The sequence below is a fragment of the Paraburkholderia sp. BR10936 genome (assembly GCF_040965735.1).
GTDB classification, from domain to species: domain Bacteria; phylum Pseudomonadota; class Gammaproteobacteria; order Burkholderiales; family Burkholderiaceae; genus Paraburkholderia; species Paraburkholderia nodosa_A.
Window position 1 is genome coordinate 56,634 of record NZ_JBFRCM010000023.1, and the last position, 16,695, is coordinate 73,328.

Here is a 16,695-nt window from a genome sequence, read left to right on the forward strand (position 1 = left end):
CAACCTATGCTGTCAAGGCCGGATGGGCGACATACCGTTGCTCCCGTTTTCAGACCAGCAACCAGACCAGCAGTTGGAGGACACATGAGCGATCAGAAACTGTTTCTCGCTGTTTTTCTCGGTACCAAAGACAACGCGCGCATGAAGGGATGGGCGGCGCTTTCCGAAGCCGATCGGCACGCGAAGGAAAAGGAGGGCATTGCGGCCTGGCACGCGTGGGTCGAAAAGCACAAGGCATCGATCGTCGATATGGGCGGCCCGCTCGGCAAGACGAAATCGATTGGCGAGCATGGCATCGCGGACACATCTAACGCGCTAACCGGCTATACCGTTTTCCGTGCTGCATCGCACGAAGAGGCTGCGAAGCTGTTCGAAGGCCACCCGCACTTTTCGATTTTTCCGGGCGAGGCCGTCGAGGTGATGCCCGTTCTGCCGATTCCCGGTGTGTGAACGGAGGCGCGTCATGAAACTCTATGGTTTTGCCGGCACGCGTTCGCAGCGCGCGCTATGGGGCCTCAAGGAAGTCGACGCCGATTTCGAATTCATCTCGGTCAATCTGCTCGCAGGCGAGCACAAGCGGCCTGAATACCTGCGCATCAATCCCGCAGGCAAGGTGCCCGTGCTGATCGACGGCGACCGCGTAATTCCCGAATCGGCTGCCATCGTGCTGTATCTCGCGGATAAATATCCAGAGAAGGCGCTGTTGCCCGCGGATCTCGACGAGCGCGCGCAGGCGTATCGCTGGACCCTGTTCGCGGTCACCGAACTGGAGCAGCCGCTCTGGAGAATCACGCGGCATTCGTTCCTGTATCCACCGGAAAAGCGCAGTCCCGCCGATATCGAACTCGCGCGGGAGGACTTCAGCAGCATGGCCGCGGTGCTCGAAAGGCACCTCGAAGGACGCGAGTTCATCGTCGGCAACAAGCTTTCGGTCGCCGACTGCGTGACGGTGTATCTGATGGACTGGGCCAACGAAGTGCAACTGCTGGAGGGCTTCCCGCGCTTGCAGGCGTATCTCGAACGCCTCTACGCGCGTCCCGAGGCGCCGCAGCGCATCGCCGAAGCGCGCAAGGCGGCATAAAGGGAAAACGGCCCAATCGGATCTCGCCGATTGGGCCGCCTCGCTACCGCGTTACACCCTATCAATGCGCCCGCGCATGTTCGTGATCCACATGCGTGCGCGGCTGCGTCACCGTGCTCACCACCATGAGCACGATCACGTTCACGAACAGCGCAAGGAAGCCGATGTTGACGTCCTTGAGCGCGTCCGGCGCGAACGGAATCAGCTGAGCCACGCTCACATGCGTGAGCGTCGTGACGATCACCACCAGCACGCCCGCCACGATGCCGCAGAATGCGCCTTGCTTCGTTACGCGATTGCGCGCGGAGAGGCTGCACACCATCGCCGGGAACAGCTGCGTGACGAAGTTGTAGCCCATCAGGAGCAGCGCGACGATGGTGTCGCCGCCATTGAGCGTGAAGCCGACTGCCACGAGCGCGATCACCGGCACGAAAACGCGCGCGAGCTTCGCGACTTGCGCGTCGTCCGCGCTCTTCACGAGCCCGCCGCGATAGATGTCGTTGGCGAGCAGCGTCGAAGCCGTGGTGAGGATCATCGAGCCCGGCACGAGTGCGGTCAGCACGCCGGCCGCGCCGATCACGCCCACGAACCATGGATCGAACGTCTGCAGGGCGAGACGGAACAGCGAGAGGTCGATGTCGCCGCCCTTGAGGCCCGGCACCTTGAGCACGGCTGCGAAGCCGCAGAAGAAGACGAACAGCAAAATAAGCTGATAGAGCGGCAGGATCATCGCGTTGCGGCGGAAGATGCGCTCGTTCTTCGCGGTGTAGACCGACATGAACGTATGCGGCCACATGAAGAAGCCTAGCGCCGTGAGCAGCACGGTGGACTGGAACCACGTCACGCTCTGGCCGCGTGCCGGGAAGGTGAGGAAGCCGGGCTTGGCGGCGTCGATGGCGCGGAACATCTCGCTCAGGCTGCCATAGTGGTGAATCGGCAGGTAAATGCCGAGGAACACGGCGATGGCGAGAATCATCGTGTCCTTCACGACCGAGTTCCACGCGCAGCCGCGCACGCCCGAAACGATCACGTAAGCCGTGACCACGGCCGCGCCGATCCAGATCGCCGCGGTGGAGGAGATCGCGCCATACGAGGCCGTCGTCACGATGATGCCGAGGCCCTTGAGCTGCAGAACGAGATACGGCACGAGCGCGAGCACGCCCACGCAAGCCACCAGCACGCCCAGCGCGGGGCTCTGGTACTTGCGCGCGAAGAAGTGCGGCTGCGAAACGAGCCGGTGCTGCTTGGCGAAGCGCCACACGGGCGGCAGCATCCAGTATGAGAGGATGTATGCAAGCGTGCCGTAAGCCAGAATGTAGTAGACGGGCGCGCCCTTGCCATAGGCGAAGCCGCTGCCGCCGAGGAACGTGAAGGTGGTGTAGATCTCGCCCGCCATCAGCAGGAAGACGAACGCGGTGCCGAAGCTGCGGCCGCCCACGGCCCACTGCTCGAGGTTCATGTCGTGCCCGCGGCGGGCGCGCATGCCGAGGTAGAGCGCGACGAAGGTCATCGCCGCGATGATGATGAGGGCGCTCATGATCGCACCTCCGCATCCGCTTCGCCCGAGAGCCGGTTGACTGGGTCGAGCCGGTAGACGATCCCCATGATCACCGCGGCCAGCACCACCCACATGACGATCCACGCGAGCACGAGCGGCATGCCGAGCACGAGCGGCTCGGTGCGATTGACGAACGGCACCCCTAGCAGGATGCCGATAAAGGGCAAGGCAGCGAGCAACCGCAGTGACATGGCAACTCCTCTTTCATATGAGAAGAAAAGAAACGTCGCGTCGGGGTGCGAAGCCACCCACTCTATGCTTGTGAACGCGCCCCGTAAAGCCGCCAAAAATACTGAAGGGCTTGCCGTAAAGATTGGTGCAACGCGCCATTTTTCGCGGCATCGAGCGACATCGATCAGGCACGCCCGACGCCGATCCGGCTACACTTCTCGCAGCCCGGCGCGCTTTTTGCGCATGCCCTCAACGGATCGACTCCATGATCGAGAGCCTGATTTCAGACATCCTGTTCGGTTTCACCGGACTCATCAGCATCATCAATCCCTTGAGCGGTGCTTTTGTTTTTCTCGATCGCACCACAACGCTTACTGACGAAGAGCGGCGCCTGCTCGCCAAACGCGTGGCGATCAACGCGTTCTTCGTGCTGGTCGGGGCTTTTTTCGTCGGCACGCCCATCCTGCATTTCTTCGGTATTTCAATGGAAGCGCTGCGTATCGGCGGCGGCCTCGCCGTAGCCGTGGCCGGCTGGCAAATGCTCAACGCGCCCGAGCCGGAGCCGCCCGCGGTCGATCATCCGGTCAAGCCCGTGAGCGCGAGTTCGGCTTCCGGAAAAGCTTTTTTTCCGCTGACCATTCCGCTCACCACCGGCCCGGGCTCCATCGCCACAGCCATTGCGCTGAATGCCAACCGCACGCACAAGCTTTCGGCGTGGCTGCTCTCGAGCTTCGCGTCGCTCGTGATCTCCGCGCTCGTCATGCTCGTGATCTATTACGTGTACAGCCGCGCCGCGCGGCTTTCGCAGTACCTGGGTGTGGAAGGCACGCGCGTGGCCATGCGCGTGTCGTCGTTTCTGCTCCTGTGCATCGGGGTGCAGATCATACTGACTGGCCTGACCGGCTTTCTCACGCCGATCGCCGACCTGCGCGCCGCGAAGTAGCGGCGCCTGTAGCTCGTGAGCAGGCCGGCGTACACAAACGTCCTCACGCGAAGGAGACCATCATGTGCCGCTGGCTCGCTTATAGCGGGAACCCCGTGCAACTCGAAACCGTGCTGTTTCACGCACGGCATTCGCTGATCGATCAAAGCCTGCATTCCACCAAAGGCGCGACCACCACGAATGGCGATGGCTTCGGCATGGGTTGGTATCAGGACCCGCACGACATTCCCTATCGTTACCGCAGCGTGCATCCCGCCTGGAACGACCGCAACCTGCGCGAACTGGCGCGCGCGGTGCGTGCGCCCATGTTCGTCGCGCACATTCGCGCGGCCACGCATACGCCGGTGCAGGAAACGAACTGCCATCCGTTTCGGCACCGGCGCTGGATCTTTGCGCACAACGGTCTGATCCGCAGCTATCCGCTGATGCGGCGCGACCTGCTGGTCGCGATCGATCCGGGGCGCTTCAATGCGCTCGAAGGGTCGACGGATTCGGAAACGATGTTCTATCTCGCGATGACGTTCGGCCTCGAAGTCGAGCCCGTTCTTGCGCTGGAACGCATGGCGGGTTTTGTGGAGGCAACCGCGCAAAAGCATGGCGTCGAGCCGGCGCTCAACATGACGGTTTGCGCATGCGACGGCGAGCAGATCGTCGCTGTGCGCTATTCGAGCGAGCGCAATTCCCGCTCGCTTTATCACACCACGGCGTTCCGGCATCTGCGCGAACTGTATCCCGACGACCCGCGCATCATCGCAGCCGGCGACGACGCGTATCTGCTCGTGTCCGAGCCACTTGGCGATGCGCCCGATGTATGGGCCGAAGTGCCGGAATCGACGGCCATTGTCGTGCGCGGCCCCGAGGTCGAATACCGGCCGTTCGCACCTATCTCACCTTAAGGCACCGTAACTCAAGGGCGCGACAAGTCGAACGTCACGCGCTGCGGCGCCTTTGCCTTGCCGCCGCAAGCGCGAGCACCTCGTCGAACAGCGTGACGTCCACGGGCTTCACGAGATGCATCTCGAAGCCCGCTTCGTGCGTGAGCTCGATGTCGGCAGCCTGGCCGAAGCCCGTCATCGCGGCGAACAGCGTGTGCTTGAGTGGCGGCAGCGCGCGTAGGGCACGCAGCGTCGCGTAGCCGTCGATCTCGGGCATGGCGATGTCGATGAGCGCGGCGTCCGGCGTGAAGCCGTCCACTTCCTCGCGCGCGTGAGCGGCGCTGTAGGCCACGCGCACGTCGTGCCCTTTGAGTTCGAGCAGCATGGCGAGGCTGTCGGCCGAATCGCGGTTGTCGTCGACCACGAGCACGCGCAGCGGCGGCACGCCGGCTTCGGCCAGCGCGGCAAGCTCGGCCGTGTCCGGCGTGAGCGGCGGCGGCTGCACGGCATGCGTGGCCTCGCGCGCGAACGGCAGGCGGATCGTGAACGTGCTGCCTTTGCCGGGCCCGTCGCTCCTGGCGGAGATGGTGCCGCCATGCAGCTCGACGAGCGAGCGGCACAGCATGAGGCCGATGCCGAGCCCGTTTTCCGTGGGCCCCGGCGCCGAGCGGTCCTGGCTGAAGAGGCCGAAGATCGACTCGTATGTGCCGGGCCGCAGGCCGCGGCCTTCGTCGCGCACCTGGATCTGCACGGCGCGCGCGGCGGAACGCACGTCCACGACGATGCGGCTGCCGTCGGGCGAGAACTTCGAGGCGTTGTGCAGCAGGTTCTGCAGCACCTGCACGAGCCGCGTGTGGTCGCCCTTCATGGTGAGCGGCTCGTCGGGCATCTGCACGTCCACGTGCTGACCGCGTGCCGAGGTGAAGGGCTGCGCCGCGTCGATGGCGTGCGCGACCACTTCGTGCAGGTCGAGCGGCGCCTCGCGCAACTCGATCTTGCCCGACGTGATGCGCCCGACGTCGAGCAGGTCGTCCACGAGCCGGGTGAGGTGCACGATCTGACGGTCGATCATTTCGCTCGCTCGCTCGATCTCGGGGCTCGGCGCATCCATGAGGCGCATCGTGGCCACGGCGTTGCGCACCGGCGCGAGCGGGTTGCGCAGTTCGTGCGCGAGCAAGGCGAGGAACTGCTTCATCTGTTCGCTCGAATGCTCGAGTTCGTCGGTGCGGCGGCTTTCGGTCATGTCGCGCGTGACCTTCGCGAACCCCGTGAGGCGGCCTTGGCCGTCATGCACCGCGGTGAGCGTGACACTGGCCCAGAACATCGAGCCGTCCTTGCGCACGCGCCAGCCCTCGCTCACGACCCGGCCCAACTCCTTCGCGCGGCGCAGCTCGCGTTCGGGCTGACCGGCGGCGACCTCGTCGGGCGGATAGAAAACGGAAAAATGCTGGCCGACGATCTCGGCCGGACGGTAGCCCTTCAGGTTGGTCGCGCCGGTGTTCCAGCTCACCACGTTGCCCTGCGGATCGAGCATGAACATCGCGTAGTCGCTCACGCTTTCCACGAGCAGGCGAAAGCGCTCTTCGGAAAGACGCAGCGCTTCGACCTGGCGGCGTTCGGCGGTGAGGTCGCGCGTGACCTTGGCAAAGCCGGAGAGCGAGCCGTCGCTCTCGTGCAGCGCGGTGATGACGACGTTGGCCCAGAACATCGAGCCGTCCTTGCGCACGCGCCAGCCTTCGTCGTTGAAGCGTCCGTGCAGCGCGGCCTGCTCCAGCTCGTGATCGGGCCAGCGGCGCGCGTTGGCTTCGTCGGTGTAAAAACGCGAGAAATGCTGGCCGATGATCTCGTGCGCTTCATAGCCCTTGATGCGGGCCGCGCCGCGATTCCAGCTCACGATGTAGCCGCGCGTATCGAGCAGGAAGATCGCGTAGTCCTCGATCGGCTCCACGAGCGCCTCGAAGCGGCGTTCGTGGTGGCTTTCGGCGACGGTGTTTTGCTGGGCGATGCCGGGGTCGGGCGTCGTCATGGTCCTCGGGTCTGTCATAGGGCCTGTTCACAAGATTGACAGGCTCCGGCCTCCTGAATGGACGGCCCGCGCGCAGCGGGCGTCGCAGCTTACCACGCGCGCTGCCCTGAGCGGTCGTACTTTTCGGCCATTGCCGGAATGCCCGCGCGCACGTGGCGTTCCGCGCGGCGTACCTGGCGGGTGAGCAGCACGACGTGCGGCGGCACCACGCGGCGTGCGCGCAACGTCCAGAACGCGCCGCGCAGCAGCGCCACGCCCGCGGGCCCGAGCGAGCGCTGGCGCGCGAACACGGCGAGCGCACGGCCGGTCGCCGCGATCGCATCGCGCGCGGGCAATCGCATCCACGCCACCCAGGCGGTGTTGCGCGCGAGCGCGCATTGCTGCGCGCGCGTGAACCAGCGGTAAAGCGGCTCGCGATGCGCGAGCGCCTGCTCGCAATAAACGATCTGGTGGCCGGCCGACAGCATGTCGAGCGCGGCAAGCTCTTCGGCGCCGCCGTGTGACAGCCGCTCCTCGTAGCCGCCGAGCGCGTGGAACACGGCCGCGCGGAAAATGCACGCGCCGGCCATGAAGTTCGCGAGCGCAGGCCCCGCCTCGCCTTCCGTACCCGGCGACGTGGCGGCGAGCATCAGGCAGGCGGGGTGAATTTCGCGCTCGTCGCCGCTCACCACGCGCGCGTTGAGCACGGCCACCTGCGTGTGGGCGTCGAGCAGGTGCGCCGCACGCGCGAGCGCGCCGGGCGCGAACCAGGTGCTGTCGTCGCAGCACGCGACATAGTCGGTGCGCGCGAGCAGCACGGCGCGATTGAAACCGGCCATGCCGTGATCGCCCAGCGACTGGACGATGCGCACTTGCGGAAAGAGCGACGCCAGCAGGGAGACGGTGGAATCGGTGGAGCCGTTGTCGGCCACGATGACGTCCGGGTGTTCGGGAAGGGCGGTGAGGCGCGCGACGGTATCGACGGTTTGACGTACATGATTGCGCGTGAGGACGACCACCGTCACGCGCGGCGCGCTGGGAGTTCCGGGGGCAGGGGCGGAGTCGTTCATCGCAGCAGGCGGCGGGAGCCGGCCGGTGAGTTGTCGAATTGACCTATGTCAGCATACGCCGATGGCGCGCGACATGCAGTACATGACGTGCGCCAGAGGCGGGGCGGCGCAGCCGCGGTGCTGCACTGCACAGCCGAGAGCTGCGCAATTTTCGCGCCGCGTGCGGCGGCGCGCGCAATCAGTCCGAGCGGCGGCTCGATCAGCGGCTCAATCGCGAGCGCAGACTTCGTCGAGGTGGTCGAGCAGGTCGGCGGGATCTTCGTACACGCGTAGCGCGCCCGCGCGTTGCAGCTCCTCGGTGCCGTAGCCGCCCGACTGCAGGCCGATGCCGAGCGCGCGGCAGCGTTGGGCCGCGAGCATGTCCCAGACGCTGTCGCCCACCACGAGGCAGCGCTCGATCGGCACGTTCAGCCGCAGCGCCGCGGCGACGAAAAGATCGGGGTCGGGCTTGGCGTGGCGCACTTCGTCGCGCGTGACCACCGTCGTGACGGACGGGTCCACGCCGAGCGCCTGCAGGTTCACGGACGCCGTGGCGAGGCGCCCGCTCGTGGCGATCGCCCAGGGCACTTGCGCCGCGCTGAGGGTGTCGAGCAGCGCGCGGGCGCCGGGCAGCGGGCGCACCTGGTCGGCGTGGCGGCGGTAGGCGTCGGCGTGTAGTTTTTGCAAGCGCGCGATGCGCTCGGGGGCGATCGACTCGTGGGCCTCGTGGGTCTCGCGCAGCAACTGGTTCATGAAGAGACCGCCGCTCATGCCGATGCGCCGGTGAATGCGCCACACCGAGAGCTCGATGCCGTCCGCGTCGAGCGCTTCCTTCCATGCGAGCACATGCTGATACACGCTGTCGACGAGCGTACCGTCGAGGTCGAACAAAAAGGCCGTTTCGTTGCGCATGGGGGGCTCCTGGTTGCTATACGACGATTACGCTGCGGTGGCGCAAAAAGTGTACGCCGCGCGCCGCCGGCGTGCGGCGCGGCGGGCGCGCGGCGGCGCCTCAGGGCGTGCTGGCGGCGGCCGCGCCGGACGCCGCCGGTGCGCCTTGCGCGGCGCCCGTCTGCGGATACATCTGCAGCAGCAGGCGCAGGACGCCGTTGGTCCATCCAAAGCCGTCCTGCAGCGGATATTCGCCGCCGCCTGCCGACGAGGCCTTCGTGGCCGACGCGCTCACGTCGTACTTCTCGACGAGCTTGTGTGTGCGCGCGTAGTAGGCGAGATTCGTCGCGATCCAGCGCGTGGCGATCTCCTGCGCGAGGTCCTGTGCGCCGTAGCGGCGCAGCCCCATGACCGCGAGATATTGCAGCGGCGCCCAGCCGTTCGGCTCGTCCCATTGCTGGCCGGTCGCGACCTGGGTGGTGGCGAGGCCGCCGGGGCGCAGCAGCCCGGCGCGCACCGCGGCGGCCACTTCCTGCGCCTGGGCCTTCGTCGCCACGCCCGCATAGAGCGGATAGACGGTCGCCGCCGTGAGCCGGTGCGTGAGCGTGCGGTGCGCGAAGTCGTAGTCGCTGTAGGCATGCAGTTGCGGGTCCCAGAGCACGCGGTCGATGGCGTCGGCGCGTTGTTGCGCCCGCTTCGTCATCAGTTCGGCCTCGCGCGCGTCGCCCTTGAGGCCATAGGCCTTCGCGAGCGTGCGTTCGAGGATCACCATCAGCGAATTGAGGTCGACCGGCGCGAGCGACGTCACATCGATAGTCGAGAGCGTTTGGCCGTCGGCGAGCCAGCGCGAGCTGTAGTCCCAGCCCGTCTCCGCGCCCGCGCGCAGGTTGCGCCAGAGGTCGGAGGCGTCGCGTTGCGGCGTGGCGCGCGCGGTCAGGATGTCCTCGCGGTACGACTCGTCGCGCGGGCGGTTGCGCGCGTCCCAGTAGCGGTTGAGCAGCGTGCCGTCGGGCAGGCGCACGAGGTGGCGCGCGGCGTGACCGGGCTTGAGCGTCTGCGCGCCGGCCATCCAGTAGTCGTATTCCTTGCGCAGTTGCGGCAGGTAATGGAGGTATGCGGCGTCGCCGTCTTTTTCCGCAACGAGGCTCACCATCTGCGCGAAAAACGGCGGCTGCGAGCGGCTCAGGTAGTACGTGCGATTGCCGTTCGCGATGTGGCCGTATCGGTCGATCAGCGCGGCGAAGTTGCTCAGCTCGTCGAGCGCGAGTTCGTGGCGGCCGCTCGCTTCCAGGCCGAGCATGATGAAGTACGAATCCCAGTAGTAGATTTCGTTGAAGCGCCCGCCCGGCACGACGTACGCATAGGGCAGCGGCAGCAGCGACGAATACGGATTCGGCTTTGCGTCGGGGCGGCGGCTCAGCACGTTCCAGAGCGTGTCGATGTGGCCGACGACATCCTGGTTCGGATCGGAAACGTAGTGATCTTCGGTTTGCGTGGGGGCCGTGAAGTACCGGTTCACGAACTGCGTGAGCGCGGCCTTGCGCGCGGCGCTGCCGTGCAGCCCCGCGTGTTGCTGGCGCCAGCGCTCGTAGGCGGCCGTGATCTGGCTCGGGCGCTCGTTGGGCAGTATGTCGGCAAAGGTCTTGCCGTCGGGGAAGATCTGCGCGAGCTGCACGTCGTGATAGAGGCGGCCATAGAGGTCGGCGGGCGTGGCGGGCCGGCTCTCTTTTGCGGCGTCATGCTGCGCCGGCGAGCGAACCGGCCTTGCCGATCGCGCGGGCGTTTGTAATTCCTGCGCGTTGGCGGGTGCGCTAGCGGAGGCTGCGACGTCGGCTTGTGCGTCGGCGGCATGGGCGGTTTGCGCGAGCGGCCAGGCGAGGCACAGCGCAGCGGCGAGCGTGGCGGCAAACGGGACGGGGCGGGATGTCGTGGCGGATGTGGGCGTGCGGGAGCGGAACGGGAAGGACATGGCCTTGATGTTTTTGAGGGGCGACGAGCGCGCCAGTGCGCAAACCTGGGGCGCAGGCGAAGCGTGACAATAAGCAATTTCCGTTCCGCGCAATGGCGATGCGAGACGGCGGGCGACTGCAACACTATTCAAAATAGAGATAGTCCATATTCTCCATATCGCGTTGCGCGATAACGCGTGCTGCGGCGAAACTTGCCAAAAATCAATTCAAGCAACGCCGCATCAGGAGACATCTCATGCGCACCCAGGTTGGCATCATTGGCGCCGGGCCCGCGGGCCTGCTTCTTTCCCATCTTCTGCATTTGCGTGGCATCGACTCGGTCGTGATCGAGCTGCGTGGCCGCGAGCAGATCGAATCGACCATACGCGCCGGCGTGCTCGAGCAAGGCACGATGGACGTGCTCACCGAAGCGGGCGTCGGCGAGCGCATGAAGGCCGAAGGCGCAGTGCATCACGGCTTCGAACTCGCGTTCGAAGGCAAGCGCCGCCGCATCGATCTCACCGGCCTCACGGGCAAAGCCATCACCGTCTACGCGCAGCACGAAGTGCTCAAGGACCTTGTGGCGGCGCGCGTGGCCGCGGACGGCAAGCTCTTCTTCAATGTCTCGAACACGTCGATTCACGGCGTCGAAACCAGCACGCCGTCGATCCGCTTCACGCACGAAGGCGAAGAGCACGAGCTGCACTGCGACTACGTGATCGGCTGCGACGGTTTCCACGGCGTGTCGCGCGCCTCGATTCCGGCGGCGCTGCGCCAGGACTACGAGCGCGTGTTCCCGTTCGGCTGGTTCGGTATTCTCGTCGAGGCGCCGCCCACTTCCGACGAGCTGATCTACGCGCGGCACGATCGCGGCTTCGCGCTCGTCAGCACGCGCTCGCCGAACGTGCAGCGCATGTACTTCCAGTGCGATCCGACGGACAACGTCGACAACTGGTCCGACGACCGCATCTGGGCCGAGCTGCACGCGCGCGTCGATTCGCGCGAAGGCCACCAGGTGGTGGAAGGCAAGATCTTCCAGAAGAACATCGTGGGCATGCGCAGCTTCGTCACGACCACGATGCAGCACGGCCGCCTCTTTCTCGCGGGCGATGCGGCGCACATCGTGCCGCCGACCGGCGCGAAGGGCCTCAATCTCGCGGTGGCGGACGTGCGCGTGCTGACCGCGGCGCTCGTGGCGTTCTACCAGGAAGGCCGCACCGATCTGCTCGATGGCTATAGCGAAACGGCGCTGCGCCGCATCTGGCGCGCCGAACACTTCTCGTACTGGATGACGCGCATGATGCACCGCCTCGACGACGCCACGCCGTTCGAGCAGCGCCTGCAGGTTGCCGAACTGGAGCATGTCACCACGTCCCGCGCCGCCGCGACGGCGATGGCCGAAAACTACGTGGGCGCGGTTGCCGTGTGAGGTAAGCGCAACGCATGAAAGGCCGCGCGAGTCCCGCAGGGTTCGCGTGGTTTTTTGTTTACAGCGTCGCGTTGGATCGCCTCAAATCGCCGTAAGCGGCGCAATGCCCAGTTCGGTGGCGATGTCGGCGAACGGCTTTCTCACGGAGTCGGGCAGCGTGATCGTCTGCATGTGCCGCGCACGATTTTCCGCTTCGTACTGGCCAGGGTACTGCACCGGCTGCGACGGATCCTGCGGCGGGCAGCTGAGCAGATAGTCGAGGAACGATTCGACCTCCTGCGAGCGCCACGTCGTGTTGAAGTCCACCTGCGGATCGAGCACCAGTGCGAACAGATTGTTGGTCGCCACGCCATTGCGCGGGTTGTCCGGATGGATCGTGCCGCCGCCCGAGAGCACGCCCGCGAGCAGTTCCGCCACGAGACCCAGCGCATAGCCCTTGTGCAGACCGAACGGCAGCAGCGCGCCTGGCGGGTCGGCGAACAACACGTTGGGGTCGGTGCTCGGCTGGCCGTTCGCGTCGATCACCGAGCCGTCAGGCGCCGGCAGGCCGTTTTCGGCGAGCACGCGCGCCTTGTTCACGGCGATGGCGCTCGTGGCGATATCCACGACGAAGGGCGACCGCCCGCCCGGCAGCGGACCCGCGAAGCACAGCGGGTTGGTCGTGAGCCGGGGCTCGCGTCCGCCGAACGGCGCGACGGTCGGCGCGCGATTGACCACGTTGGTGAAGGCGAGCAGCACGTAGCCCTGCGCCGCAACCATTTCGCCGTAGTGGCCCATGCGCCCCAGGTGATGGCTATGACGCAGCGTTACGATGCACTGCCCATGTTCGCGCGCGCGAGCGATCGCGTCTTCCATCACGACCTTGCCAATGTGCTGTCCGAAGCCGCTGTGGCCGTCATAGCCGATCAGGCTGCCGCGGTCGACGACGCGCTCGGCGCGGCCGTCTGCGGTGACGAAGCCCGCGGCCAGCACGCGCTTGTAGTTAGGCAGGATCGACAGGCCGTGGCTCGCGTAGCCCACGCGGTCGGATTCGATCAGATGGTCGGCCACGTCGGCGGCGATGTCTTCGGGCACCGAGACGTTCGTGAGCACGGCCGTGGCGAAGCGGCGTGCGTCGTCGATCCTGACTTCCATGAGCGGCTCCTTGCTAACCGTGCAGCGTTCGGGTGCAGTGTTCAGATCCAGCCCAGCCAGCGCCACCACGTCGCGGCGAACAGCAGCAACAACACATAGCCGACGACAGTCAGCACGATGCCCACGCGCGCAAACTGCTTCGCCGTGAACGTTTCGGTGGCGAGGCACACCATGTTTTGCGGCGCGTTGATCGGCAGGATGAAGCCGAAGCTCACCACGTAGCCGAGCAGCATGGTGAGACCGAGCCGGTTGAAGTCGCCCTGCATGGACTGCAGCACCGACACGAGAATCGGCAACATCGCGGAGGTGAGCGCCGTTGCGCTCGCAAAACCGAGGTGGATGAGGATGAGGAAGGCCGAGAGAATCGCGAAGGCCATGAACGGCGTGGCGGTGTCGAGCCCGGTGTGATGCGCGACGAGGTCGCCGAGCCATTGGCCCGCTTTCGTCGTGAGCAGCGCCGTGCCGAGGCTGATGCCCACGCCGAACACGATCACCGTGCCCCACGGAATGCGGCTCTGCACGGTCTTCCAGTCCATCACGCCAAAGCGCGGCAACAGCAGCAGCACGAGCCCCACGTAAGTGACCGAAGTGGTGTCGAACGGGTGCAGCTTGCCTTCGGTCGCCCAGAAGAGCAGCAGGCCGATGGACACCCCGAGCAGGCGTTTCTGCGGGCCCGTCATGGGGCCGAGTTCGCGCAGCGAGGCTTCGACGGCTTCCTTGCCGCCCGCGATGGCATCGGCTTCGGGCGGCAGCATCTTCAGCACGATGAAGAGCAGCGCCGCCGACATCACGATCGCCCAGGGCGCGCCCGCAATGAGCCAGTCGAGCCACGTGACGCGCGCGCCGAGCATCTTGTCCATGAAGCCCACGGTCAGCAGATTCTGCGCGGCGGCGGTCTGGATGCCGACGTTCCAGATGCTCGTGGCTTGCGCGACCACGATCATGATGCCCGCCGCGATGTTCGAGCGCTTGTCGACGCCGAACGCCGAGATCACGCCCACCATGATCGGCACGACGCACGCGCTGCGCGCGGTGGCGCTTGGTACGACGAGCGAGAGCACGATGGTCACGGCGACCGCGCCGATCAGGATGCGCCGCGTGGTGGTGCCGATCAGCGAGAGCGTGACGAGCGCAATGCGCCGGTCGAGCCCGGTGACGGTCATCGCCGCGGAGATGAAGAGTGCGCCGGCCACGAGCGCGAGCGCGGAATTGGAGAAGCCCGCGAGCGCCATGCTGATGGCTTTGTTGGTGCCGTAATCGACAGCGGGGTTTTCGATGGTGGGCGCGGTGCCCACGAGAAACGCCATGAGCGAGGTGATGATGATGGCGCTCGCTTCGTACGATACGGCTTCGGTGAGCCACACGACCACGGCGAACGCGAGGATGGCGAGCATGCGCTGGCCGGCGGGCGGGAGGCTATCGGGCAGGGGCAGCAGAAGCACGACGACGAGCGCGATCACGCCCGCGATCAGGCCCACAGGTATGCCCTTCTTCTGCGGCGCCGCGCTCGCGTTGGCGGCTGGCTGGGGTGCGTTCATGGCGATGACTCCCTGTTGGGCATGCACGCGGCATGGCTCGCGTGTCGCTTCTGGCAGAGCGCATGCAGCATCGAAAAGCGGCGGTGTGGCGGCTTGCGAACGAGTCAGCGCATTCGCATCGCGGATGGTACTGCCATTCGACTGATGAAGCGTTTAGTGTGTACAGCGGGAGCGCGCGAGCGCGAAGGCGGGGGAAGCGCAGCGTTGCAGCATGCTGCGGGTGATGCGGGCAAGCTGATGGTGAAGGCGTTTTAACCGGCAAAACAGCCGGTTAAAACGACCGCTGACGCGAATTACTGGCTGGCGCCAGCAGCAGCGTTAGCTTTCTTCTGTGCGTCCTGCAGGTTCTGCGGATAGTTCGGGTCGTTCAGCGCCGGCTTGTAGCCTGCGTCTTCCAGCTTCTTCAACTCGGCATTGTTCTTCGCGCGGGCCTGTTTGCGTTCGGCCTTGCGCTGCGCTTTGGCTTGAGCTTTGGCCTGCGCCTTTTGTTCCTTGGTGAGCGGTTGCGAGGCCGTGGCGGCGGGTGCGCTGGCTTCCGTTTGCGCAAATGCCGGCGCGGCAACGCCGATCAGGAATGCGGCGGTCGCCGCGGCGAGAGTCAGCTTGCTGGTGGTGGAGCGCATTGATTCCCTTAATGGTTGATTTGAACGACTTACCCAGGTCTGGGAGGACGGGCGCAAACGACTGCGGCGCGCCCGTTGCTCAATGTAATCGATCCCCATCAAAGACGGTAGCAAGCGCTGACCCTGGCTTGCCGGTAATCGCAGTAGTTACCCCGGCGGCCTCAACGGGCGCTCAAGCACCGAGCTTCGCGGCCGCCGCCGCGACTACGCGTGCGCGTGCGGCGAGCGATGCGGCTGTCTGCGCGCGCAACCTTTCCACGATTGCACGCGGTGCGCTGGCGGGGTCGCCCGCATCGAACGGCGGCGCGGGCGCGTACTCGAGTTCGAGCTGGAGCGCCTGGGCGTCCTCGTCGCCGATCAGTTCGGCGGCGAGCGTCAATGCGAAATCGATACCCGCGGTGATGCCGCCGCCGGTCAGCACGTTCCCGTCGCGCACCACGCGCGCTTTCACGGGCAGCGCGCCGAGCGGCTCCAGCAGTTCGTGGAAGGCCCAGTGCGTGGTCGCGCGCCGTCCGCGCAGCAGCCCGGCCGCGCCGAGCACGAGCGCACCCGTGCAAACCGAAGTGACGTAGCGCGCCGTGCTCGCCTGGCGGCGCAGGAACGCGAGCGTCTCGTCGTCTGGAATCAGCTGGGAGACGCCGCTGCCGCCCGGCACGCAGATCACGTCGAGCGGCGGGCAGTCCTCGAAGGTCGTGTCGGGCGTGAACATGAGGCCGGTGCTCGAGCGCACCGGGTCGAGCGTCTTCCAGATGAGCCGCGCGCGGGTGTCCGGCATCGAGGCGAGCACGTCGTATGGGCCGGTCAGGTCGAGCTGTTGAACGTTGGGGAAGACGAAAAATCCGATCTGCAATGCCATGTGGTGTTCCCGGTCAAGGTTTGGCTGTCGAAAAGGCCGACGCGGTGTGCCGATGATTCGGGAATCACTGTAATCTCGCGCCGCTCCACAACCATGCCAAAAACCGCGCAAAAACTGCCAGCGGCGCGCGAGCCGCAATCGGAAAGCACTCGGTGATCGACACCCGCGCCGCGTTCAGTCGCCGCTTAATTTGCGGCAGCTGCAGCAGCGCGCTTGCTGCTTCGGACTCAAGCCGGCATCTTGCGGAACGTCACCGCGATGCGGTTCCAGCCGTTGATCGCGATGATCAGCAGCGTGAGGTCGGTGATCTCCTGGTCGCTGAAATGCGGCTTCACGCGTTCCCATACTTCGTCGGGTACGTGCGTTTGCGCGAGCAGCGTGACTGATTCGGTCCATTCGAGCGCCGCGCGCTCGCGCTCAGTGAAGAACGGGGTTTAGCGCCACACCGATACCGTAGCGAGCCGGCGATCGGTTTCGCCGCCTTTACGCGCATCAGCGGTGTGCATGTCCACGCAATAGGCGCAGCCGTTGATCTGCGAAGCGCGCAGGCGCACCAGTTCCGCGAGGGGCTTTTCAAGCGAGCTTTTGCTCGC

At 66.0% G+C, this 16,695-nt stretch carries 15 protein-coding genes and 1 pseudogene; 5 read left to right on the forward strand and 11 right to left on the reverse strand.

Going from position 1 to position 16,695, the window contains the following annotated elements; translation table 11 throughout:
• Window positions 1-84 precede the first annotated feature (84 nt).
• Window positions 85-450, forward strand: a complete 366-nt coding sequence (locus tag AB4Y36_RS34645) for a hypothetical protein (protein ID WP_069266232.1) — start codon at window positions 85-87, stop codon at window positions 448-450.
• 13 nt (window positions 451-463) lie between these two features.
• Window positions 464-1,081, forward strand: a complete 618-nt coding sequence (locus AB4Y36_RS34650) for a glutathione S-transferase family protein (protein ID WP_368602870.1) — start codon at window positions 464-466, stop codon at window positions 1,079-1,081.
• Between the two features lie 61 nt (window positions 1,082-1,142).
• Here AB4Y36_RS34650 and AB4Y36_RS34655 read toward each other — a convergent pair whose 3' ends face one another.
• Together AB4Y36_RS34655 and AB4Y36_RS34660 are read right to left on the reverse strand one after the other, a co-directional pair.
• Complete coding sequence (locus AB4Y36_RS34655; RefSeq protein ID WP_368685371.1) at window positions 1,143-2,618, reverse strand: sodium:solute symporter; 1,476 nt, start codon at window positions 2,616-2,618, stop codon at window positions 1,143-1,145.
• On the reverse strand, window positions 2,615-2,830 hold the full coding sequence (locus AB4Y36_RS34660) for a DUF3311 domain-containing protein (RefSeq protein ID WP_028205546.1): 216 nt from the start codon (window positions 2,828-2,830) through the stop codon (window positions 2,615-2,617). The genes AB4Y36_RS34655 and AB4Y36_RS34660 overlap by 4 nt, the downstream gene beginning before the upstream one ends.
• 245 nt (window positions 2,831-3,075) lie before the next feature.
• Here AB4Y36_RS34660 and AB4Y36_RS34665 point away from each other — a divergent pair, with 245 nt between their 5' ends.
• Window positions 3,076-3,753, forward strand: coding sequence for a MarC family protein (locus AB4Y36_RS34665; protein ID WP_069266235.1), 678 nt, complete (start codon window positions 3,076-3,078; stop codon window positions 3,751-3,753).
• Window positions 3,754-3,815: 62 nt separating this feature from the next.
• Window positions 3,816-4,649 carry a class II glutamine amidotransferase gene (locus AB4Y36_RS34670; protein ID WP_069266236.1) on the forward strand — a complete coding sequence of 278 codons (834 nt, stop codon included), beginning with the start codon at window positions 3,816-3,818 and terminating at the stop codon, window positions 4,647-4,649.
• A 34-nt stretch (window positions 4,650-4,683) separates the two neighbouring features.
• Here the strand turns inward: AB4Y36_RS34670 and AB4Y36_RS34675 are convergent, their stop codons facing one another.
• The 4 genes from AB4Y36_RS34675 to treF form a co-directional block, all read right to left on the reverse strand.
• Window positions 4,684-6,654 (reverse strand): PAS domain S-box protein, encoded by a 1,971-nt coding sequence (locus tag AB4Y36_RS34675; protein WP_256094835.1) that lies wholly within the window; start codon window positions 6,652-6,654, stop codon window positions 4,684-4,686.
• Window positions 6,655-6,743: 89 nt separating this feature from the next.
• On the reverse strand, window positions 6,744-7,703 hold the full coding sequence (locus AB4Y36_RS34680) for a glycosyltransferase family 2 protein (RefSeq protein ID WP_368685372.1): 960 nt from the start codon (window positions 7,701-7,703) through the stop codon (window positions 6,744-6,746).
• Between the two features lie 207 nt (window positions 7,704-7,910).
• The gene (locus AB4Y36_RS34685) at window positions 7,911-8,594 is read right to left on the reverse strand and encodes an HAD family hydrolase (protein WP_069266238.1); all 684 of its coding nucleotides are present in this window, start codon (window positions 8,592-8,594) and stop codon (window positions 7,911-7,913) included.
• 100 nt (window positions 8,595-8,694) lie between these two features.
• Entirely contained in the window at window positions 8,695-10,542 is a 1,848-nt protein-coding gene (gene treF / locus AB4Y36_RS34690; RefSeq protein ID WP_368685373.1) for an alpha,alpha-trehalase TreF, read from the reverse strand.
• 236 nt (window positions 10,543-10,778) lie between these two features.
• On the opposite strand from treF, the gene pobA reads away from it, so the two are divergent.
• Window positions 10,779-11,951, forward strand: a complete 1,173-nt coding sequence (pobA, locus tag AB4Y36_RS34695; RefSeq protein WP_342946442.1) for a 4-hydroxybenzoate 3-monooxygenase — start codon at window positions 10,779-10,781, stop codon at window positions 11,949-11,951.
• A gap of 81 nt (window positions 11,952-12,032) precedes the next feature.
• On the opposite strand, the gene AB4Y36_RS34700 is transcribed toward pobA, so the two are convergent.
• The 5 genes and pseudogenes from AB4Y36_RS34700 to AB4Y36_RS34720 all read right to left on the reverse strand — a co-directional run.
• Window positions 12,033-13,085 (reverse strand): Ldh family oxidoreductase, encoded by a 1,053-nt coding sequence (locus AB4Y36_RS34700; protein WP_368685374.1) that lies wholly within the window; start codon window positions 13,083-13,085, stop codon window positions 12,033-12,035.
• Window positions 13,086-13,126: 41 nt separating this feature from the next.
• Window positions 13,127-14,623 carry a DASS family sodium-coupled anion symporter gene (locus tag AB4Y36_RS34705; protein ID WP_342946440.1) on the reverse strand — a complete coding sequence of 499 codons (1,497 nt, stop codon included), beginning with the start codon at window positions 14,621-14,623 and terminating at the stop codon, window positions 13,127-13,129.
• Between the two features lie 293 nt (window positions 14,624-14,916).
• Window positions 14,917-15,246: a hypothetical protein gene (locus tag AB4Y36_RS34710; protein WP_069266244.1), complete on the reverse strand. Its 330-nt coding sequence runs from the start codon at window positions 15,244-15,246 to the stop codon at window positions 14,917-14,919.
• Between the two features lie 172 nt (window positions 15,247-15,418).
• On the reverse strand, window positions 15,419-16,102 hold the full coding sequence (locus AB4Y36_RS34715) for a DJ-1/PfpI family protein (RefSeq protein WP_368685375.1): 684 nt from the start codon (window positions 16,100-16,102) through the stop codon (window positions 15,419-15,421).
• A 227-nt stretch (window positions 16,103-16,329) separates the two neighbouring features.
• Window positions 16,330-16,692, reverse strand: a pseudogene (locus AB4Y36_RS34720) (carboxymuconolactone decarboxylase family protein); the annotation flags it as partial.
• Window positions 16,693-16,695: the final 3 nt, after the last annotated feature.